The sequence below is a fragment of the Desulfovibrio sp. genome (assembly GCA_016208105.1).
Classification (GTDB): domain Bacteria; phylum Desulfobacterota; class Desulfovibrionia; order Desulfovibrionales; family Desulfovibrionaceae; genus Fundidesulfovibrio.
The window spans coordinates 115,244-136,413 of the sequence record JACQYS010000017.1 but is presented as its reverse complement, the minus strand read 5'-3'; the positions used below and the strand labels follow the sequence as shown (position 1 = coordinate 136,413).

The window sequence follows — 21,170 nt, the reverse complement described above, 5'->3', positions numbered from 1 at the left end:
GACGATTCGTTGAATCCCGCGAAGCAAAATGCCGGGTCCAGGGGGAGACACCTCCCCCTGGCCGCCGGAGGCATCCTTATTTTCTTTTCAAAAACCAGTCAAAGTATTCGATGGTCTTCTTCAAGCCGTCGGCCAGCTTGATGGTGGGCTCCCAGCCCAGGGCGCTCTTGGCCAGGGTGATGTCCGGCTTGCGCTGCTTGGGATCGTCGGAGGGCAGGGGGCGCTTTTCGATCTTGGACTTTGAGCCGGTGTATTCGATCACCAGCTTGGCCAGCTCCATGATCGTGAATTCCCCGGGATTGCCCAGGTTCACGGGACCCGTGAACTCGTCAGGAGTCTTCATGGAGCGCACGAATCCGTCGATCAGGTCGTCCACATAGCAGAAGGACCTGGTCTGCTGGCCCTCGCCGTACACGGTGAGGGGCTGGCCCTGCAGAGCCTGCACGATGAAGTTGGACACCACGCGGCCGTCGTTGGGGTGCATGCGCGGCCCGTATGTGTTGAAGATGCGAACGACCTTGATCTTCAAGTTGTGCTGGCGGCGGTAGTCGAAAAAGAGTGTTTCGGCGCAGCGCTTGCCTTCGTCGTAGCAGGAGCGGAAGCCGATGGGGTTCACGTTGCCCCAGTAGGACTCCGGCTGCGGGTGTATCGAGGGATCGCCGTAGACCTCGGAGGTGGAGGCCTGCATGATCTTGGCCCGCACGCGCTTGGCCAGACCCAGCATGTTGATGGCGCCATGCACGCTGGTCTTGGTGGTCTGCACCGGGTCGAACTGGTAGTGGATGGGCGAGGCCGGGCAGGCCAGATTATAGATTTCGTCCACCTCGATGTAGAGGGGGAAGGTGACGTCGTGGCGCATGAGTTCAAAGCTGGGATTGTCCAGCAGGTGCTGGATGTTCAGCTTGGTGCCAGTGAAATAGTTGTCCAGGCACACGACCTCGCAGCCTTCGGAAAGCAGGCGTTCGCACAAGTGGGAACCAAGAAAGCCCGCGCCGCCGGTGACGAGCACACGTTTGTTCAAGTGCATGTCGGATGATCCTTTATGGGTGAGATGAAAGAGTCCTTAGCCCAGGGCTGTAAACCCCTTTCGAATGTTTGTAAATCAGGTTCGCGGGGCTGTCAGGGCCTTGAGCCCCAGGTAGATGCCCGGAAGACCCGAGAGAAGCCCGAAGAGCCCCAGGACGGCGAGTCCGCCGGGCAGGGCGAGGCTGTGGCCGAAAGCGTGGCCGCCCTGGAGGGTACTCCAGATTTCCGCGAGCCCTCCGCCCAGCATGAAAAGGCCGGCACAGGACTGGACCCAGGGATTCTTGACCGCACGGTCCAGAAAGAGCGACGGGCGCTCATAGTCCAGGCGCTTGAAACCTTTGTAAAAGGCCAGGAAGGCGTTGATCAGTGGCGCCAGGCCAAAAGCCACCGCCCCTGAAACGGAGCTTGCGGCCATGGGGGAAACCCCGGAGACCATGATGTCGATGAGGTCCGCCGCGCCCGCGCTGATGAGTATGACTCCCATGAACAGGTCCACCGCGTGGCAGTGGGCCAGGCGGTCCAGAAATGCCAGGGCCGGGCGCAGGGTGACCCCCTGGAAGGCCTTGTCCGCGATTTCGAACCCCAGGAACATGCCGGGAAGCGACCGCAGGACAAGGGCCGCGCCGATGGTCGCGGCGGCGTGGGGCAGCATGGGACCCTTGTTCGGCATTTTCACCAGGATGATGTCGCGCAGTTCGAGAAGCCCGGCGACGAGAAGCACCAGACCCACCGCGAGTTCAGTGAAGGGGTGGTCGAGGATGCGGCGCAGGGTGTTCATGGGTGCGGGGTGACTATGAATATCTGGCCGCTCAATCTTGGGCGGGTGTTATTCAATGCAATGCACTGATCTTTTGAGAGTGGCCGTTGCCGCTCACACCCAAAACAATCCGCTCCATTCCCCGTCGTCCCGCCTTTCCGGTTCGGGCATGCCCTGCGTGGTGTAGGCCCTGGCCACGTCGTCCGCCTGGGTGGTCAGAATGCCGGACAGCATGAGCGCTCCGCCGGGCTTTAGGTGCTTCAGAATGTATGGGGCCATGTTGATGAGCGGCTGGGCCAGGATGTTGGCCACGATACAATCGAATTTCTTGTCAGGGTGAAGACTTTCGAGCCCTCCCACAGCCAGGTGTACCGGCGCCCCGGGCGTGCCGGATTCGGGAAGGCCGTTCAAAGCCAGGTTCTCGGCTGCGCAGAGGATGGCCTGGGGATCGATGTCCAGGGCAACCCCGGTGCATCCGAGCTTCACCAGCCCGATGGCCAGAATGCCGGACCCGGTGCCCAGGTCCAAAAAACTTGCTCCCTTGGCCAAACGGCCGGTCTCCACCAGCTTGGCGATTCCCCCGAGGCACAGGGCCGTGGTGGCGTGGTGGCCGGTGCCGAAAGCCATCTTGGGTTCGATGATGATGGGCTCCAGGCCGTGGTGGTCGGCGTCGGCCAGCCACGGGGGAACGATCTCGAAACGACCGCCGATGTCGATAGGTGTGAAGAATTCCTTCCAGGCAGCGGACCAGTCCTGCTGTTCCATGGACTCCGTAAAGAGCTTCACCATGGGCCAGCGCTGGGCGGTGTACTCCGCGATCGATTGGGCCAGGGGTGATTCGGGTTCCATGTAGAAGCGGAAGGTGAGGTCGCGGCTGGCCGGTGCGGTCAGTTCCTCCCACCCCTGCAGGGAGTTGGCGGCCAACCAGCCGGAGAGTTCCTCTCCTATCGCCTCCTGTTCTGCTTCGGCCATGGATCCGGGAATGACGAGTTCGGTCTTAATGAGTCGGGACATGGTCTGAAACCTCAGAAAAAGGGGCCGGACCTGAATGGCCCGGCCCTGATAGAGTTCTTTGAAATGAGATTACAATTCGCTCAGCACATCGCTCAGGGCCTGGGCGAAACGCTGCAGATCGCCCTGTTCGATGATGAGCGGCGGCAGGAGCCTGAGCACGGTGCCCTGGGTGAGGTTCAGGATGAAGCCGCGCTTGATGAGCTCTTCCCAGACCTTCTGCCCATCTATGGAGAGCTCGATGCCGAGCATCAGCCCTAGTCCGCGTACCTGGGCGATCTTGCCAGGGTTACTCTCAGCCACGTCCGCGAACAGGGCCTGGGCGAAGTCGCCCATGCGAAGCGCCCTCTCAGTAATCCTGTCGCGTTCCATGACCTCAAGGGTCTTGAGAGCCGCGGCCGCGATCACCGGCCCACCGCCGAAGGTCGTGGCATGCGAGCCGGGCTCGAATCCACTGGCGACATCCTCAGTGGCCAGCACCGCGCCCATGGGCAGGCCGTTGGCCAGGGCCTTGGCGATGGTGATCACGTCCGGCTCAAGATCGAAGTGCTGGTGCGCCCACCACTTTCCGGTGCGGCACAGCCCGGTCTGAATTTCATCCACCATGAACAGGATGCCGTTTTCCCGGCACAGATCCTGGACGCCTTTCAGGTAGTCCGGCGGGAATGGTTTAACCCCCCCCTCTCCCTGGACCACTTCCAGGAGCACCGCGGCGGTCTTGTCCGTAACGGCCTTTTTCATTGCTTCCAGGTTGCCTGCTTCCACGGTGACGAAACCTTCGGGCAGGGGGTCGAACCCTTCTTTGACCTTGTCCTGGCCGGTGGCGGTGAGCGTAGCCAGGGTGCGACCGTGGAAGGAGCCGGACAGTGTGATGACCTCATGGCGGGCCACGCCCTTCACCTTGTGCATGAAGCGCCGGGCGAGCTTGATGGCCCCTTCGTTGGCTTCGGCGCCGGAGTTGCAGAAAAAGGCCCGTCCTGGCCGCCATGTGCGCAGCAGGGCTTCGGCCAGGGCCACCTGGGGTTCCTGGAAAAACAGGTTGGACACGTGCACAAGCTCCTTGGCCTGTTTGCACATGGCTTCGGTCACCTCGGGATGGCAATGCCCCAGGTTGGCGACCGCTATGCCCGCCAGAAGGTCCAGGTATTCGCGCCCGTCCAGGTCGATGAGGGCGCAGCCGCTGCCCCGGGAAATCGCCAGGGGGTAGCGGCCGTAGGTATTCATCACGGACTTGGCTGTCCGGTCCTTGAGTGCGTCGAATTTGTTGCTCATGGAATCCTCGTCATCGCGTTTCGCTCTCAAAGCGAAAAGCGATCGTTACATGCTCAAACTATACTTGGGTGTCCAAGGGCTGCGCCTTGTGGCCGCCGGAGGCCTTTCCCCCTGCCGTCAGCACAAATGGCGATCAGCAAGCCAGGGGAGATGACGGTGGCCAGCTCCCACGGAGTACACGGGGAAGGCTGGCCCGCCAGGCTATACCTTGCCGGTATGCCCGAAGCCCCCGCCGCCTCGGCAGGTCTCGCCCAGTTCGTCCACGATCTCCAACCGGGCCTGCCGGTAGGGCATGACGACGAGCTGGGCAATGCGCTCTCCCCTCGCAACGGTTTTGTGGGTCTCGGAGGTGTTCAGAAGCCAGACCACGATCTCACCCCGGTAGTCCGGGTCGATGACGCCCACTCCCTGAGCCACGGTGAGCCCGTGCTTGGCCCCAAGCCCGGAGCGCGAATACACGAAGCCGGCCAGGCCCGGCTCGCATATCTCGATGGCCAGGCCCGCGGCAAAAGCGTGGCGTCCGCCCGGCGGGATGTCCACCGACGGTTCGTCCATGCAGGCCCGTAGGTCGATGCCGGCCGAGCCGGGGGTGGCGGGCTCGAGAGGGAATTCGCTCCACACCGGGTGGAGGTATTTCACCTTCATGGGGACTTGGGTCTCGGAAAGGCTCACATGTGCTCCTTGGTCATTGGGCGTCGTTTGTCCCTAGCGCTTTTGGGTTCGCTGCAAAAGTGAAAAAATAGGTGCGAAGACGAATGTTTCCGGATTTCTTGCCATTTGGCCCAACGACTGGCATGCTGCCCATGCTTAAACTCTTTCTCGAGGAGCCCTCATGCAGCCCCTGCGCGTCTACAGCGTCGTTCCCAAGCTGCCCCCCAAGCTGAAGCCCCTGTGGGAGCTGGCCTACAACTGCTGGTTCTCTTGGAATAATGAAATAACCGAGCTGTTCGCCCAGGTGGACCAGAAACTCTGGCGCGAATGCGAGAACAACCCGGTGGCCTTTTTGAACAGGCTGCCGCAACGCACCCTGGAAAGCCTAGCCGGTGACCAGTTCTTCCTGGACCGCTTGTCCGAGCTGCGCAAAAGCCTGGAGCACTATCTTTCCAAGACGACCACCTCCATTCCTTTTCCGGAAGGAGAGAATCAGGAACCGGTCATCGCCTACTTCAGCCTGGAATACGGTGTGTCCAAGGCCCTGCCCATCTATTCGGGCGGACTTGGCATCCTGGCGGGCGACCACCTGAAATCCTCCAGTGACCTCTCCCTGCCCCTGGTGGCCATAGGCATCGCCTACCAGCAGGGCTATTTCCGCCAGTACCTCACCCCCGACGGCTGGCAGCAGGAACGTTACCCCATCTACGACTTCGAGCAGATGCCCATGACCCTGGCCACCGACGCCGAGGGCAAGCGGATGCTCATGTCCGTGGACTTGAAGGGAGACAAGGTATTCGCCCAGGTCTGGAAAGTGGCGGTGGGGCGCATCAGCCTGTATCTTCTGGATACCAATATCGCCGAGAACCAGCCCCAGTTCAAGCAGATCACCACTAGGCTCTACGGCGGCAACCTGGAGATGCGCCTGTGGCAGGAGATTCTCCTGGGCATCGGCGGCATCAAGACCCTGGACGCCCTGGGCTACAAGCCCAAGGTGATCCACATGAACGAGGGCCATTCCGCCTTCGCCGGTCTTGAGCGCATCCGCCGCTTCATGGAGGATTCCAAGCTGACCTTCGAGGCCGCGGCCGAACTGGTGGCCTCTTCCTCCATCTTCACCACGCACACCCCGGTTCCGGCAGGCAACGACCGCTTCCCGCCGGACCTGATGCAGCCCTATTTCGAGGACTACGCCCGCAAGCTTGGCCTGGCCTGGAAGGTGTTTCTGGCGCTCGGACGCGAGGACCCGCGCAATGACGCCGAGCCCTTCTGCATGACCGTTCTGGCGCTCAGGCTTTCGCGGATCAACAACGGCGTGTCGCTTCTGCACGGCTACGTTTCTCGCAACATGTGGAAGCGGGTCTGGCCGCAGTATCCCGTGGAGGACGTGCCCATCGGTGCGGTGACCAACGGCGTGCACGCCCCCAGCTGGGTGGCCCCGGACATGGCCCTTCTGTTCGACCGTTACATGGGCTCCAACTGGCGCGAGGATCCGGACTGCGCCCGGGTGTTCGACCAGGCCGAGGCCATTTCCGACGCTGAACTCTGGCGCACCCACGAGCGCTTGCGCGAACGCATGATAGACTACGTGCGCCGCAAGCTGCACGACCAGCTGCTCATGCGCGGAGCCAAGCGCAAGGAACTCCAGATGGCCGAGGAGGTCCTGGACCCCCAGGCCCTGACCATCGGATTCGGCCGTCGCTTCGCCACCTACAAGCGGGCCACCCTGATCCTTTCCGACCAGGAACGGCTCATCAAGATTCTTTCCGAGTCGCCGCGCCCGGTGCAGTTCATCTTCGCGGGCAAGGCCCACCCGCATGACAACGAGGGCAAGAAGCTCATCCAGCAGCTGGTGCAGCAGTGCGAGACCCCGGAATGCCGCTACAGCATGGTCTTTCTGGAAGACTATGACATGGAAGTGGCCTCCTACATGTACCAGGGCTGCGACGTGTGGATGAACACCCCTCGCCGTCCCCTGGAGGCCTGCGGCACCTCGGGCATGAAGGCCATGATGAACGGCGGGCTCAACTTCTCCACCCTGGACGGCTGGTGGGCCGAAGCCTGGAGGCCGGACAACTCCATCGGCTGGGCCATCGGCCTTGGCGAAGAGTACGAGGACGTGCAGTACCAGGACTTCGTGGAATCGCAGACCCTCTACAATGTGCTGGAAAACGAGATCATCCCCACCTTCTACGACCGGGGGCACGGCAACCTGCCGCGCACCTGGATCAGGAAGATGAAGGACTCGATCAAGTTCCTCGGGCCGGTGTTCTCCTCGCACCGCATGGTGGAGGACTACGCCAAGGTGGCCTACGGCCCGGCCATCGAGAACTACAACAGATTGGTGAAGAAGGACTTCGCCGCAGCCAAGGACCTGGCCCAGTGGCGCATGGAAATGATGACCAAGTGGTCAAGCCTGGCCATCCGCAACGTCCACGCCACTGACCCGCAGCAGGTGTTCGTGGGCGAGCCCATCGTGGTCACCACGGAGATCAGCTTAAACGGCATAAGGCCTCAGGACGTCCGGGTGGAAATCTATTCCGGGCCAGTGGATTTCGAGGGCAAGTTCAGCCAGCGCGAAACCACCATCATGCAGCCCAGCGGTGCCCTGCAGGACGGCTGGCAGGAATTCAGGGGAGAGGTGATGCCTATCGAGGCCGGGCGTTTCGGGTTCACCGTGCGTATCCTGCCGCACCATCCGTTGCTTTTGGATTCACACTCGCTCGGGCTTATCAAATGGGCGGACCAGGGCTGAACGTGACGATTCGGTAATCAAACGCCGCATTCCGGCGCGGGGGCTTGAGCCTCCGCGCCGTTTTCGTTTAGAGCCAGGGCAACAAGGAGATTCACGTCCATGTTCGAATACCTCCGCCGCCGAAGCAAGACCGCCGGCCACCCCCCCGGAACTCCCATGTACATGGGCGCGGATCGCACCGACCCCGTCAAGGTTGAGATGATCACCTACGACGCGGGCGGGGCCGAATCCGTTTTTCCCAAGCACCTCAGCGAATGTTCCTGCTTTGGCGACGGTCCCAAGGTCACCTGGATCAACATCGACGGCCTTCACGACATGACGGTGGTCAACCAGGCGGCCGAAGTCTTCAAAATCCATCCCCTGGTGATGGAGGATATCGTTCATACCGGGCAGAGACCTAAAATGGAGGAACTGCGCGACGGGAACCTCTTCGTCATCGTAACCATGCTCACCTACAATGAGAAGGAACACCGTATCGAGGACGAGCAGGTGAGTTTCATTCTGGGCAAGCACTACCTGCTCACCTTCCAGGAGAAGCCCGGAGGCGACGTGTTCGGCGAAGTGCGCAAGCGCGTCCTGTCTCAGAAGGGGAGAGTGTGTACGCTCGGGCCGGACTATCTGATGTACGCGCTCATGGACGCAGTGGCCGACAATTACTTCGTTGTGCTGGAGCGCATGGGCGAGGATATAGAGGACATCGAGGAAAAGCTCCTGAGTTCCCCCAAACCGCAGCATCTGGAAGCGCTGCACGGGCTTCGCCGCGAGGCGCTCTATCTGCGCAAGTACATCTTCCCCCTGCGCGAGGTGGTGGCCAAGCTGGAAAAGGGCGGTACCGACCTGATCAAGGACAATACCATATTTTACCTTCGCGACCTGTACGACCACACCATCCAGGTGATGGACACGGTGGAGACCTTCAGGGACATGCTGGCCAGCATGGTGGAGCTTTACCTCTCCAACATCAGCTTGAAAATGAACGAGATCATGAAGGTGCTGGCAATGTTCGCCAGCCTGTTCACTCCCCTGACCTTCCTGGCCGGGCTCTATGGAATGAACTTCAAGCACATGCCGGAGCTTGAGTGGGAGTGGGGGTACTACGGGGTGCTTTGCGTCATGGGCACCACGGCCGTGTGCATGCTCTTCTTCTTCAGACGCAAGGGGTGGATCGGTAAGGCTAGCCGGTAAGAAGGGAGCCCAGTCTCTTGAGCCATATGGCGGCAAAGGCCTGACGCTCAAGGAGTCCGGCCAGATCGGGCTGGGTTGCAATCGTGTGTTCGGCCAGTACAGACTTCCAAGAGCCGGGCTGGTCCCCGGCCAGGTCCTTATGGGCGTGGCGTCCGGCCACGGTGAGAAACGGGATCAGCTTTGCAGATCGCACGCCGCGCCCGTGCAGGTCGCTGGCAATGGCCTGGATGGAGAGCGGATCGGCCGGGTCGGCGGCTTCCAGTACGCCCAAGCGGGCGGAGGGAAGTATTCCCTTCAGGCATTCCGCCAGACTGCGGTAGAGGTCCTGGGCCTCATGGGTGGTTCCGTGGCCCATGAGCACCGCGGATTCGTCCTGCCTAAGCGTTCCCACACTCTTAACCAGTGCGTTAGCCACGCCGTAAATGTCTTCCGGCCCTCCAAGCAGCGGGCCAGAAAGAGTGTGCGCCGCGCCGCAACGCCGGGAGAAATCGTCCAACATCTCGCGCATGCGGTCGAATTCGTCCCCGGCGATGACGTGCAGGGATTGCACGCGCACGGCAATCGGTCCCAGATGTTCGAGTTCTGCAAGCACCTCTGCTAGTCCGCTTCCCGAATTTAGCGCCGGATGGTTGCCGGTGCGCCGCAAAGCGGTATAGGCCAGAAGAACGCGGATGCCTGGGTGTGCCCGGCGAACGAGCGCGGTGAAGCCGTCCAAGGACAGGCGCGCCAAGGGGTGCGAGGAGCCGTGGGCGGCCAGAACGAGAACGGATTCGGGTTTGTTCATGGGAGGAGGGTGGCGTACCAAACTTCCCTCCCCGAGCCAATGCCCTGGAGTGTCGCATGGAAAAAAGAACGGTCCCGGTCAAGGGGATGCACTGCGCCTCATGTTCCAGCCGCATCGAGCGCGCGGTGGGGCAAATGCCAGGTGTTTCGCAGGCCAGCGTCAACCTGGCCAGTGAAACCATGGAAGTGGCTTTCGACCCGGCGGCGGTCACCCTCCCGGTTATCGCGGAGCGGGTGAAGGAGCTTGGCTTCGAGGCAGTGCTCCCCGAAACCTCCGGTGTCGTGCGTTTGGCCATTGGGGGCATGCACTGCGCCTCCTGTTCCAGGCGCATAGAAAAGGTGGTGGGAGACTTAAGTGGCGTGGCCGCCATGAGGGTCAACCTGGCCACGGAGACCGGCGAGGTGGAACTTCTGCCTCAAGGCCCCACCCTTGATGTGGTGATCGGCACCATTGCCGGGCTTGGGTTCACGGCCACTCCCCTGCAAGACGAAGACGAATCGCTCTACGAGGCGCAGCAGCGTGAATCCGCTGAAAAACTTGCGGCTCAGAAACGGGCTCTCGGCCCGCAGCTGGTTCTCGGCGCTCTGGTGCTCACTGTGGCCATGGGACCCATGGTCGGCCTTCCGCTGCCGTCGTTCATGGCCCCGCAGAGCGCCCCGGCGGCATACGCCCTGCTCCAGCTGGCCCTGACCGCCCCCCTGATCTGGCTCGGTCGCCGCTTCTACACCGGCGGCATCCCAGCGCTTTTGCGAGGCGGGCCCAACATGGATTCGCTCATCGCCCTGGGAACGGGCGCGGCATTCGCGGCCTCGCTGTGGAGCACCCTGGAAATTCTCCTGGGCCATGATGCCGGCCACAAGGTCCACGAACTCTATTACGAGTCGGCCGCGGTGATCATAGCGCTTATTTCCCTGGGCAAGTATTTCGAATCCCGCTCCAAGGCCCAGACCACGGCAGCGGTGCGTTCGCTTTTGTCCCTGGCTCCGGATACCGCAACGCTCATTACGAATGGGGCCATGTCCACTGTTCCGGTGAACAAGGTCCGGCCTGGTGACATGGTACTGGTAAAGCCCGGCGAGAGGGTTCCGGTGGACGGGGTGGTGGTGGAGGGAGTCTCGGAAGTGGACGAATCCATGCTCACAGGAGAGAGCCTGCCGGTCGCCAAGGCAGCTGGAGACCTGCTGAACTCCGGAACGTTCAACACCGTTGGAGCGCTTACCATGCGGGCCGAGCGGGTGGGCCAGGACACGGTGCTGGCCCGCATCATCAGGCTGGTCAGGGAGGCTCAGGGCTCCAAGGCACCCATCGCCAGCCTGGCTGACCGGGTAAGCCTGTATTTCGTTCCGGTGGTAATGGCCCTGGCTGTGGGCGCGGCCCTGGCCTGGCTCATAGCTGGCGAGGGCTGGCCGTTCGCCCTGCGCATCTTCGTTTCGGTCATGGTCATCGCCTGCCCGTGCGCCATGGGATTGGCCACCCCCACGTCCATCATGGTGGGAACCGGGCGCGGAGCCCGGCTCGGAGTGCTCATAAAGAGCGGGCGGGCCCTGGAGGCCGCCAGCGCTGTGAGCGCCGTGGTTCTGGACAAGACAGGCACGCTGACCCTTGGCAAGCCCCTTCTTACCGATGTGATCCCCTTGGCCGAAGAGACCAGCCAGCACGTTCTGGCTCAGGCCGCAGCGGTGGAGATGCTCTCGGCCCATCCTCTGGGTCAGGCCGTGGTGCAGGCGGCCCAGGTGCGCCAGCTCGATATTCCGCCCGCATCGGAGGGCGTGGCTGTGCCCGGGCAGGGAGTGGCCGCCAAGGTGATTGGAACTCGCGTACTGGTTGGGCGTCTCGGCTGGCTCGCCGGGGAAGGGGTATTGCGGCCGGAAGATATTGAATCCCAGGGGGCAACGCTTGCGGCTGCGGGCAAAACCCCGCTTTACGTGGCCGAGTCCGGCCGGGTGATCGGCATCCTGGCCGTGGCCGACGCCCTGCGGCCAGAATCCCCCGGAGTGGTGAGCGAGCTTTCTTCCATGGGCATCCGGGTTGTCATGCTCACCGGAGACAACACTCGCACGGCCAAAGCGGTGGCCTTGGCGGCTGGCGTCTCTGAAGTGCAGTCCGAGATGCCGCCAGAGGGCAAGGCTGCCACGGTGAACGCGCTTAGGGCTGAGGGACTCACAGTGGCCATGGTGGGGGACGGGATAAACGACGCCCCGGCCTTGGCAGCGGCGGACGTGGGGATCTCCATGGGCACGGGCATAGATGTGGCCATCGAAACCGGGGACATCGTGCTCATGCGCGGAGATCTGCGCGGAGTTTTGACAGCGATAAGGCTTTCCAAAGCCACAGTGCGAAACATCAAGCAGAATCTGTTCTGGGCCTTCGCCTACAACGTGCTTGGAATCCCAGTGGCCGCAGGCCTGTTGCACGCCTTCGGGGGCCCAACGCTCTCGCCCATGATCGCTGGCGCGGCCATGGCCGCGAGCTCGGTGTCCGTGGTGAGCAACGCCCTTAGGCTCAGGTTTTTCAAAGGGTAGGAAGGCGACTCTTGACAGGCCATGGTGAAATAGGAACCTTCATCAGGTTTAATCTGGAAAACCGTGAGACCGGAGTGCTGCAGCAAATGCTCGATAGGGAGGATGGCATGCGGGAACGCCAAAACACTGGCCGCTGGAGTGTCTTTCTGGTTTTCTTCCTGGCGCTCATGTTCTTTGGGCGTACAGGGGGGGCCTTGGCGCAGACCGACCTCATTCAAACACGCTTTGAAGAGCAACTGCGCGAAATCAAACTGATAACCTCCATGGAGTCGGCCCTGTTCGCCATGAGCGAGGCCGAAAAGCTGGCTGTCATGGCCGTGACTGACGAGGAGTCCCAGACCTTCGCGGATAAGGCCAGGACTCTTGGCGAGGAGTTGGAAAAAAGTCGCGATGAACTCACTCAACTTTCGCGCCAGGCCAAATTCGAAATGACCCTGCTTACGGAATTCGACACCTGCTGGAAGGAATACAAAAAGCTTGATGCGGAAATACTTAGCCTGGCCGTGAAGAACACGAACCTCAAGGCTGCTCGCCTGTCCCAGGGAAAAGCCCTGGCCCTGGTCGGCAAGTTCGGGGAGGCGCTTATGGTCGCTGCTCCAGCGACCGGAGATCAGCTTCTTAGCATGAAGGCCAGGCTTATGGGAGACGAGGCATTGCAGGCGGTGCAGTGGATTCAGATATTGCTTGATTCCCACAACGACGAGGCCGACGCGAAGAAAATGGACGCGCTCGAGCAGGAGATGAAGGCCAAGGAGTCCAAGGCCCGTAAAGCCCTGGAGATGGCGGCTTCTCTGGCAGGCAGCCAGGGAGCGTCTTCGCTTGCGGCAGCTACGAGCATTCTGAACGAATATCTCTTAGTGACAGCGGAAATAGTGGCCTTGTCGCGCCAGAACACCAACGTCGATTCGCTGAGGCTCTCTTTGAGCCGCAAAAGGGTGCTGACGGCGGCTTGCTCTGAAACTCTGAGCGCGCTGAAAAAGGCCGCTTTCGACAGGGGCTTCAAGGCCACAAAGTAAGGGTCTAAGAATTGAATGGAGGAAAGGCTCGGCGCAGTGAGGTGGCCATCGGTAGGTCAAGGAGCAAATCTGGCCACCATGTTAGGGATCACGCCCTGCTGCGCGCCTGCTGCGCCTCTTCCTTCTTTCCCTGAAGATCCAAGGCTCTGGCCAATTCCTTCCAGAATTGTTTCTGTTCTGGGCGAAGCGCCGCGCTTTGCCTGGCAAGGGCTTCGGCAATGGCCGGGTCTTCCCCGCCATCCAGATAGAGCTTGGCCAGCAGATTCAGAGAGAACGCGTCCTTGGGGTCGTGCACCAGAGCCTGGTGCAGGTATTCCCTGGCCTTTTCGGCCCGACCCGAGGCCAGCTCCACCCTGGCCAAATGGCGCACTGTCAGTCCCTTGCCAGAGGGCAGATCCGCCGCTTTCTCATAGTACTTGCGGGCATTAGCCAGCTTGCCGGTTTCCTCCGCCATGCGCCCGAGCCGAAGCAGGCTGTACACGTCCTGGGGATTGAGCTTCAGGCAGCGCTGGAACGCCTTGCGAGCCAATGCTTCCTCTCCCAGACGGTGGCAGGCGTGTCCCATGTTGTAGAGGGCCATGACGTTCTTGGGCTCTTTGGCCAGCACCCGTTCGAACTCGACTTTGGCCTGGGCCATGCGCCCGAGCCTGGCCAGGCAGATGCCCAGGGAATTTCGCGCCAGCAGGTTATGCTCGTCCGCAAGGAGGGCCAGCTTATAGTCCTCAACCGCCCCGTACACGTCGCCCAGGGTGAAGAGTCTGTCCGCGCTGATGGTGAGCGAGATGGAGTCGAACACCGCCAGCTTTCGCCCGCTGGACATGAGCAGCGAGTGTTCAAGGGCTTTGCGGCAGTTATCCAGCACATCGGCCTTGCCGAAGTTTAAGAACGGGTACCCGGCCAGGCCCACGGCCAGTTTGAGCGAGAGGCGCACTTCGGCCAGATCCATAAACGATGCGAAGCGTTCCCTGAGTACCAGAGGGTCGATGGCCGGAATGAACAGTATGAGGCTGCCAGTGGAAAATCGGCCGCCCAGGGCGTCCTGGCCGAAGCATTCGCGGCACAGGGCGGTTACCTCCTGTACCCGGACCTCGGCCGAGGAGCCGCCCGAAGGATGGCGCTCCTTGCCGGGCTCGGGCAGGCGGATAAGGGCAAGGGTGAAAACGGTCTGGGTTTCGCGGGCCAGCGAGATGTGGCGGATGAAATCGCGGTGATTCAAGAGTCCGCTGACCATGTCGCGCTGGGGAGGAGCAGATGGTTCCGGGTCGGAGGCGTAGCGGTCTTCTGGCTCCTGGGCCAGCAGCAGCCTGTCGCCCGGTTCGATGGACCAGGATGCGTCGGTCAGATGCAACACCTCGGCGAACGACACGTCCTCCTGGGTTTCCATGAGGATGATCTCGCCCTTGACCATGGCCGGATAGCGCCCGGACACACGATGCCCGCCCTCGCGAACCAACTGGTGCGCTCCGTCGAAGCGTGGCGACCACACGAGGAAACGCTGCCCCTCCTTGGCGTCCACAGCCCGCCCAAGGCTCACGGCCACGCGCCCGAGCGGCAGGCATTCGAGCACTTGGCCCCCTTCGCGCAAAAGCTTGGAGAAGCTCATCACCTGGTCGCGTCCAAGGTCCTTGGCGCAAGAAAGGGTCTTGCGAGCCTTCTGCACCAGGATGCGGGCAGCTTCGCCCACGGGCGCGGCCAACTGCCCGCCATGCAGGTCGCGGGGATAGAGGGCGAACCCGGCGCTCACCGTGAGCTGGATGCGCTCGCCGTTGACCGGGTATTCGAAAATCTCCTTGGCCACTGCCGAACGGAAGGATTCAGCCAGCTCCATGCAGCGGGCGGCCGAGGCTCCCGGCAGCAGCACGGCGAAGATGTCCTCCCCAAGCCGCGAGCACAGTGCGTCCTCAGGAGCTTTGGCGGCCAGCATGGAACCAAGGGCGGCCAGAAGTGTCTCGCCGAAGAGGTAGCCGTAGTTCTGGTTCACCCAGGAGAAGAAGTCCACGTCGAAGAGCAACAGGCCGAAGCCGCCGCGCCCCTCACCCGGGCCGGCTTCCAGACAGCTGGCCGAGCCAGGCAGGATGCAGGCCTGCACGAGTTCTATCTCGCGCTCCATGGCCAGCATCAGGTTGGCCCTGTTGTTGAGGCCTGTGACCGGGTCTGAACGGCAGATCTTGGCCAGAAGCATATTCTCCAGGCACAGCGATGCGGCGCTGGTGAGCAGAGGCAACGTTTTTGGTTGGACGGCCTTCACCCCGCGCGCCATGAACATGCCCAAAAAAACGCCGTCGAGTATGAGCGGCAGCAAGAGCTTCTGTTCGCCTCGAAGGTACTCGGCCTCCAAGGGCCCTCCCGTGGAGTCCGGCGGCGGGAAGTAGAGGCTGTATGACTTGAAGGTGACAAATGCCTGGAGTGAGTCCTTGAGGGCGTGCTCTCCAGCGATGAGGTCCTGCCGGGTAAGGCGGGCGCCCAATGGGCGCATGTGGGGAGTGCTCTGTCGCATGAGTGACTGTAGCTTGCGCGGCCAGCCACGGCAAGTGGACAGGTGCCGGGGTTGCCCATGGACAGGCCATGGGCTATAGGCTCCATCCGGAGCAGTGCCCATGACAGACAACCCCGTTCTAGACGCCATTCACCAACGGCGCAGCATCAGGCGCTACACGCCCGAGCCTGTATCGGCAGGCGAGATCGAAGCCGTACTGGAAGCCGGGCGTTGGGCTCCGAGCGGCTTGAACAACCAGCCCTGGCGCTTTCTGGTGGTGCGCGCGGGCGAGGCGCGCCAGGAAACGCTCGCAACGCACACCAAATACGCCCACATAGTCCGCCAGGCCCGGGTTCTCTTCTGCGTGTTTCTGGACCGGGAGGGAGTCTACAACAGGGCGAAGGATCTTCAGGGAATCGGCGCCTGCCTGCAGAACATGCTTTTGGCAGCGCATTCCCTGGGCCTCGGGGCGGTCTGGCTGGGGGAGATAATCAATCAGGAGCCCGCTGTTACCAAAGCCCTGGGTCTTGACGAGCAGGCCCTGGAGCTGATGGCCGTCCTGGCCGTGGGCAGGCCGGAGCAGAAGGGCTCTTCGCAGCGCAAACCCATGAGCGAACTTTTGCTGGAGCCGGTGAAGGAGGATGGGGAACATGAAGATTGAGGTTTTTTCCCTTGGACCGCTGGAGACCAACAGCTATCTGGCGGTGCAGGGATCAGAGGCGGTGGCCGTGGATGCTGGCGGCAATCCCGCTCCCATGCTCCGGCACATCGAGAAGAATGGGCTTACGCTCACCCATGTGTTGCTCACGCACCTGCACTTTGACCACATCTATGGAGCCCAGGCCCTGCACGAGGCCACGGGGGCGCCCATACTGGCTGGCGCCGACGATGCCTACCTGCTTCAATCCGACCTTGGCCAAGGCGGGTTCATGGGCTTCCCCAAAGTAAAAGCGTTCTCCTACACGCCGATAGCTGAAGGCGAGACCGAGCTCCTGGGCCAACCGTGCCACGTGCTGGCCACGCCGGGGCATACACTGGGCAGCCTGTCGTTTTATTTCCCAAAGGCAGGGGTTGTCTTCGCGGGCGACCTCATCTTCTACCGCTCCATCGGGCGCACGGATTTCGCCGGGGGAAGCCTGCCATCTCTCCTTAATTCGGTTACGGCCAAGATATTCACCCTGCCGGACGAGACGGTCATCTATTCCGGGCACGGGCTGGAAACCGTGGTGGGAGACGAGCGGCTGCACAACCCCCATTTCAGCGACTTCACCGGCTGAGGCCGGTCTGGACCGTGGATTTTGGAGCCGTGAGAGTTCCCGGCAATCTCTGCCTGGAGCTGGCGCATCGCCTGTAAGTTCCAGCCATGCGGGCGCGGAACGGTTGGGGGCAAAGTAATGGAAAGCGTCATTCAGAATCTCCCAAAGGAGCATTCCCCGCTGGTGCTGGGGTGCAGCCCCCGCAAGGGAGGAAATTCCGATCTTGCCGCCGAGCTCATAGCCAGGGGGCTCAAGTCCGCGGGAGCGGAGCCCAGGCTCATCCATCTGCGCGACCTGGATCTTCTGCCCTGCCGTGGCTGCCAGACATGCGGCCAGAGTGCCGGGCACCGGTGCGTGCTCATGGAGAAAGACCAGTCCGAAATGCTCTTTCAGCTGATTGTCGCCTCGCCCATGCTGTTTTTCGCATCACCCATCTATTTCTACCACCTGCCCGCCTCCTTCAAGGGTTTCATCGACAGGGCTCAGCGCTATTACGAGGCGAAAATCGCGGGGGACCCGGGGCTTGAGTCGCTTGAGTCCCGGCGTGCGCACGTCTGCCTGGTGGCGGGCCGGCCCAAGGGCGAGCGTCTGTTCGAAGGGTCGCTTCTAACCCTGCGCTACTTTCTCTGGCCATTCAACGTTACTCTGGCCGAACCGCTCTGCCTGCCCGGGGTGGACAGGCCCGGCGATTTGGACAGCGCTGAGCCAGCGAAGGACCGGGTGGTGCGGTACGCATATGAGGCCTGGCAGGGCCCGGGCCGGTAATGCTCGGATTCTTGCGGGGCTTGTCGGGGAAGCGCTGTCCGGTATGCGCCTGCGCGACCAGTGAGAGCGGGCCGTGCCCGGAGTGTTCCAAGCGTCTCGCCCCGCGCCTTACTGGCTATTGTACCGCATGCGGAGCCCTGGCGGAGGTGGCCGAACAGCCCGCCGCCTTGTGCGCGAGCTGCCGTATGGAACCCAGACCCTGGGACGCGCTCGGCTTCTATGGTGAGTACGCAGGCGCCCTGCGCGACGCGGTGCTTCAGCTTAAATTCGGAGGCAGGCTCGCGGGCCTGGGGCTTGTACGCGGGCTTATCTGGCGCGCGTACGAAATCCATCGGGATCGTAAGGATGGTTTCACCCCGGAGGGGCCGGACCTGGTGACCGCTGTGCCCATGCACTGGCGAAGGCTTTTGACCCGGGGGTACAACCAGAGCGTGGAGCTGGCTCGTGGCGTAGCCAGGCTGCTCGGCGTTCCCTTGGATGCCCGGGTGCTGTGCAAAAAGCGTCACACCAAGCCCCAGAGCAAGCTCAGCGCCAGGGAGCGTAAGGCGAACCTGGCCGGAGTTTTCGTGGCGGACGCTTCGCGGGTGGCTGGTAAGAACGTTCTTCTTGTGGACGACGTGATGACCACCGGAGCCACGCTGGAAGCCGCGAGCCGGGCGCTGCGCCAGGCCGGGGTGCGCCGGGTGGAGATCCTCGTTCTCGCAAGAGATTGAAAAAGGGTGTTGACTTTTTTGGGGGCCGTCCGTAAATACGGCTTCCCCGTTTGCGGAGGTCTATCATGTACGCTATTGTTGAAACTGGCGGTAAGCAATACCGCGTCGAGGAAGGCGCCAAAATCACCGTGGAAAAGCTCACGGCGGATGCTGGCGCGGAAGTGGCTCTGGAGAAGGTGCTCCTGGTTGGCGAAAACAGCGGCCTGAAGGTCGGTGCTCCCTATGTCGCCGGCGCCAAGGTGACCTGCGAGGTGGTTGAACACCTGCGCGGGCCCAAGGTTGTGGTCTTCCACAAGTGGCGTCGTAACGACTCCCACAAGAAGACCGGTCACCGCCAGGACCTTACCACTCTGAAGATCAAGTCGATCCAGGGCTAGGAGGAACACCATGGCTCATAAAAAAGCAGGCGGCAGTTCCCGCAACGGCCGCGACAGCGCCGGACAACGCCGGGGCGTAAAACGCTACGGCGGCCAGGTGGTCAGGGCCGGAAACATCCTGGTGCGCCAGTTGGGCACCAAGTTTCACCCCGGTGACAACGTCGGCCTGGGCAGGGACTACACCCTGTTCGCCCTGGTGGACGGTACCGTGGCCTTTGAAAAGTACACCCGCAACCGCAAGGTGAAGACCCGCGTTCACGTGGTCCCCGCTGCTGCATAAGCAGGTTTGCGAAAGTTCCATAAAAAAGGCGGCTCAAGCGAGCCGCCTTTTTTATTGCTCACTGTATCAGTGCGGTGCTGACGCTTCAGCCGGCAAGGCCCACTATGAACCCGGCCATGAAAATTCGACGTTCGATTTGGGTTTCAAAATCATGACGCACCGTATGTGCGGAGCTTTCGCAACACCTGTGCAGACCTCCGAACCGCTTCCGGCAACGTGCGGACGCAGTTGCCGCAGAAACGCATGAAAGTCTGCGCCGAAGCACTTGCGCCTTGTGTTGGCAGCGTCTATACCTTGATTGTTTAGCAGTGCGTCTTGCATGGCCTCGTTTTTGCAATGAATTTGCCCCGGAAGGGAACTCCATGGCAGACAAGGAACACAAAAAGATCATCATAAAGAAGGTGAAGAAGGGCGGTCACGGCGGCGCTCATGGCGGCAGCTGGAAGGTGGCCTACGCCGACTTCGTCACCGCCATGATGGCCTTTTTCCTGGTCATGTGGCTGGTCAACTCCGTCACTGTGGAGAAGCGCGAGCAAATTGCCCAATATTTCCAGTCATTCAGCCTGATAGACACCGGCGGCAAACCCAATCTCATCCCGGCTACGGATCTCTCCCAGATCACACCTGAGCAAAATCCCATGGCCATCGTGGAGCCCATATCAGAAAGCCCCTCCGGGCCGGCCAAGGAAAAGCCCGAGGAGGAAAAGGCTGCCGAGGCCGTAAAAGAGGCCATCGAAGCCACGACTCCCGACCTGAAGGACCAGATCATCGTCAAGACCGAGGCTGGCAGGCTCATCATCGAAGTGACCGAGGACGTGAAAGGCAAGCCCCTTTTCGCCCTGGGCAAGTCTGATCTGACCGTGGACGCCAAGCGTGCCCTGGCAGCCGTGGCTCCTCAGGTGGGCAAGGCAGGCAAGGGCAAACTGACTATTGAGGGCCATACAGACGCCTATACCTACGCCGGGGATCGCTTCACCAACTGGGAGCTCTCCACGGACAGGGCGTCCGCTGCCAGGCGTGAACTGGAAAAATCGGGAGTGTCTTCAGACTCCGTCGGAGTGGTGGCCGGGTACGCGGCCACGCGCCCCCTTGTTCCCGAAAATCCGCTGGCCCCCAAAAACCGGCGCATTCGTCTGGTTGTGGAACTTCCGCCGCCACCGGAGCCGGCCAAGAAAGCCGAGAAGCCAGCCCCGGCAGCCAAGGAGAAGGACAACATTTTCGCCAAGCCCAAGGAGCCGCCCGCTCCTCCCCCGTCTCCTATCCCACAGGAGAAACGGGAAATCCTGGACCAGCAGATTGAAAGGCTTTACGACGAGTCCATCAAAGGGAAACAATAATGGGTACGGAAGCGTAACGCATGCTCGCCATCATCGGGATAGCAACGGTTCTGGGCGCGGTCGTTCTCGGCTATATGCTGGAACACGGCAATTTCAGCGTGCTCTGGCAGCCTGCGGAATTGGTGATCATCTTTGGTGCGGCCTTTGGATCCATGATTCTTGGCTCACCGAAGAGCGTTGTGATCGCAGCCCTCAAGGGCGTGGGGGGCGTGTTCGGCTCCTCCAAGGTCAGCAAGGCGTTTTTCATGGACATGCTCATCATGCTGTCCATGTTGTTTATGAAGATCCGGCGCGAAGGCCTGGTGGCCATCGAAAAAGACATCGATGGGCCCGAATCCAGCCAGATATTCGCGGCTTTTTTAAAGGACAAGTCCAACGCGTTCATCGTTGATTTCGTGTGCGACACCATGCGGGTGTTCTCAACTGTGAATATCGAGCAGCATGAGTTCGAGAACATCATGGAGGCCGATATCGAGGCCTACTCTCACGAAGCAGCCGCCCCGGCCGCAGCGATCAATAAAATGGCCGACGCCCTTCCGGGCCTTGGCATCGTGGCCGCGGTGCTGGGCGTTGTCATCACCATGGGCGTCATCAGCGAGCCCCCCGAGGTCATCGGCCATCACATCGGCGCGGCCCTGGTGGGCACCTTTCTGGGCGTGCTCATGTGCTACGGCATCGTGGGTCCCATCGCCGCCAACATGGACTCCAAGGCCAAGGACGGCGAGCACTGCCTGGTGGTGGTGAAGTGCGCTTTGGCGGCCTTCGTGGGCGGCAACCCCCCTCCTGTGGCTCTGGAAGCCGGTCGGCGGGCCATTCCCAACCACCACCGCCCGAGCTTCGTTGAGCTTGAGGAAGCCATCAAAGCCTCAAAGGGCAAATAGCCCGCATCTTCAGGTTCTTTGCGGACATGGCCGGCTCATGCCGGCCTTTCTGCTGCACGGGTATTGTCAGTCCGCCGCCCCCGGCGTTAGAGGGTGCCGAATTTTG

At 61.7% G+C, this 21,170-nt stretch carries 19 protein-coding genes; 12 read left to right on the top strand and 7 right to left on the bottom strand.

The features are described 5' to 3' along the window. Positions 1 to 76: 76 nt before the first annotated feature. From HY795_09340 to dut, 5 genes are all read right to left on the bottom strand, one after another. The gene (locus HY795_09340; protein ID MBI4805426.1) at positions 77 to 1,027 is read right to left on the bottom strand and encodes an SDR family oxidoreductase; all 951 of its coding nucleotides are present in this window, start codon (positions 1,025 to 1,027) and stop codon (positions 77 to 79) included. Between the two features lie 75 nt (positions 1,028 to 1,102). Further along, positions 1,103 to 1,804 carry a hypothetical protein gene (locus HY795_09335; protein MBI4805425.1) on the bottom strand — a complete coding sequence of 234 codons (702 nt, stop codon included), beginning with the start codon at positions 1,802 to 1,804 and terminating at the stop codon, positions 1,103 to 1,105. 93 nt (positions 1,805 to 1,897) lie between these two features. Beyond that, complete coding sequence (locus HY795_09330) at positions 1,898 to 2,797, bottom strand: 50S ribosomal protein L11 methyltransferase (protein MBI4805424.1); 900 nt, start codon at positions 2,795 to 2,797, stop codon at positions 1,898 to 1,900. A 69-nt stretch (positions 2,798 to 2,866) separates the two neighbouring features. After that, a complete protein-coding gene (locus HY795_09325; protein ID MBI4805423.1) occupies positions 2,867 to 4,066 on the bottom strand; it encodes an aspartate aminotransferase family protein in 1,200 nt (399 codons plus the stop codon). Between the two features lie 201 nt (positions 4,067 to 4,267). After that, positions 4,268 to 4,711 (bottom strand): dUTP diphosphatase, encoded by a 444-nt coding sequence (dut, locus tag HY795_09320; GenBank protein ID MBI4805422.1) that lies wholly within the window; start codon positions 4,709 to 4,711, stop codon positions 4,268 to 4,270. Between the two features lie 187 nt (positions 4,712 to 4,898). Between dut and glgP the strand changes: the two genes are divergently transcribed. Both glgP and corA read left to right on the top strand, forming a co-directional pair. Further along, a complete protein-coding gene (gene glgP, locus HY795_09315) occupies positions 4,899 to 7,472 on the top strand; it encodes an alpha-glucan family phosphorylase (protein ID MBI4805421.1) in 2,574 nt (857 codons plus the stop codon). Between the two features lie 99 nt (positions 7,473 to 7,571). Further along, on the top strand, positions 7,572 to 8,657 hold the full coding sequence (gene corA / locus HY795_09310) for a magnesium/cobalt transporter CorA (GenBank protein ID MBI4805420.1): 1,086 nt from the start codon (positions 7,572 to 7,574) through the stop codon (positions 8,655 to 8,657). Here corA and HY795_09305 read toward each other — a convergent pair. Next, on the bottom strand, positions 8,647 to 9,462 hold the full coding sequence (locus tag HY795_09305; GenBank protein MBI4805419.1) for a sirohydrochlorin cobaltochelatase: 816 nt from the start codon (positions 9,460 to 9,462) through the stop codon (positions 8,647 to 8,649). The two genes, corA and HY795_09305, sit on opposite strands and share 11 nt — an antisense overlap. Positions 9,463 to 9,497: 35 nt before the next feature. On the opposite strand from HY795_09305, the gene HY795_09300 reads away from it, so the two are divergent. Further along, positions 9,498 to 11,963 carry a copper-translocating P-type ATPase gene (locus tag HY795_09300; GenBank protein ID MBI4805418.1) on the top strand — a complete coding sequence of 822 codons (2,466 nt, stop codon included), beginning with the start codon at positions 9,498 to 9,500 and terminating at the stop codon, positions 11,961 to 11,963. A gap of 107 nt (positions 11,964 to 12,070) precedes the next feature. Beyond that, positions 12,071 to 12,979, top strand: coding sequence for an MCP four helix bundle domain-containing protein (locus tag HY795_09295; GenBank protein MBI4805417.1), 909 nt, complete (start codon positions 12,071 to 12,073; stop codon positions 12,977 to 12,979). Positions 12,980 to 13,067: 88 nt separating this feature from the next. Here the strand turns inward: HY795_09295 and HY795_09290 are convergent, their stop codons facing one another. Further along, positions 13,068 to 15,455 (bottom strand): diguanylate cyclase, encoded by a 2,388-nt coding sequence (locus HY795_09290; protein ID MBI4805416.1) that lies wholly within the window; start codon positions 15,453 to 15,455, stop codon positions 13,068 to 13,070. 121 nt (positions 15,456 to 15,576) lie between these two features. Between HY795_09290 and HY795_09285 the strand changes: the two genes are divergently transcribed. From HY795_09285 to motA, 8 genes are all read left to right on the top strand, one after another. Further along, positions 15,577 to 16,116 (top strand): nitroreductase family protein, encoded by a 540-nt coding sequence (locus tag HY795_09285; GenBank protein ID MBI4805415.1) that lies wholly within the window; start codon positions 15,577 to 15,579, stop codon positions 16,114 to 16,116. After that, positions 16,106 to 16,732 (top strand): MBL fold metallo-hydrolase, encoded by a 627-nt coding sequence (locus HY795_09280; GenBank protein ID MBI4805414.1) that lies wholly within the window; start codon positions 16,106 to 16,108, stop codon positions 16,730 to 16,732. The genes HY795_09285 and HY795_09280 overlap by 11 nt, the downstream gene beginning before the upstream one ends. A 117-nt stretch (positions 16,733 to 16,849) precedes the next feature. After that, on the top strand, positions 16,850 to 17,476 hold the full coding sequence (locus HY795_09275; protein ID MBI4805413.1) for a flavodoxin family protein: 627 nt from the start codon (positions 16,850 to 16,852) through the stop codon (positions 17,474 to 17,476). 185 nt (positions 17,477 to 17,661) lie between these two features. Beyond that, complete coding sequence (locus HY795_09270) at positions 17,662 to 18,189, top strand: ComF family protein (protein MBI4805412.1); 528 nt, start codon at positions 17,662 to 17,664, stop codon at positions 18,187 to 18,189. 65 nt (positions 18,190 to 18,254) lie between these two features. Continuing rightward, positions 18,255 to 18,566, top strand: coding sequence for a 50S ribosomal protein L21 (gene rplU / locus HY795_09265; GenBank protein MBI4805411.1), 312 nt, complete (start codon positions 18,255 to 18,257; stop codon positions 18,564 to 18,566). A 10-nt stretch (positions 18,567 to 18,576) separates the two neighbouring features. Further along, positions 18,577 to 18,846, top strand: a complete 270-nt coding sequence (gene rpmA, locus HY795_09260) for a 50S ribosomal protein L27 (protein ID MBI4805410.1) — start codon at positions 18,577 to 18,579, stop codon at positions 18,844 to 18,846. A 362-nt stretch (positions 18,847 to 19,208) separates the two neighbouring features. Then, entirely contained in the window at positions 19,209 to 20,183 is a 975-nt protein-coding gene (locus tag HY795_09255) for an OmpA family protein (protein MBI4805409.1), read from the top strand. A gap of 20 nt (positions 20,184 to 20,203) precedes the next feature. Beyond that, entirely contained in the window at positions 20,204 to 21,064 is an 861-nt protein-coding gene (gene motA, locus HY795_09250; protein MBI4805408.1) for a flagellar motor stator protein MotA, read from the top strand. Positions 21,065 to 21,170 lie beyond the last annotated feature (106 nt).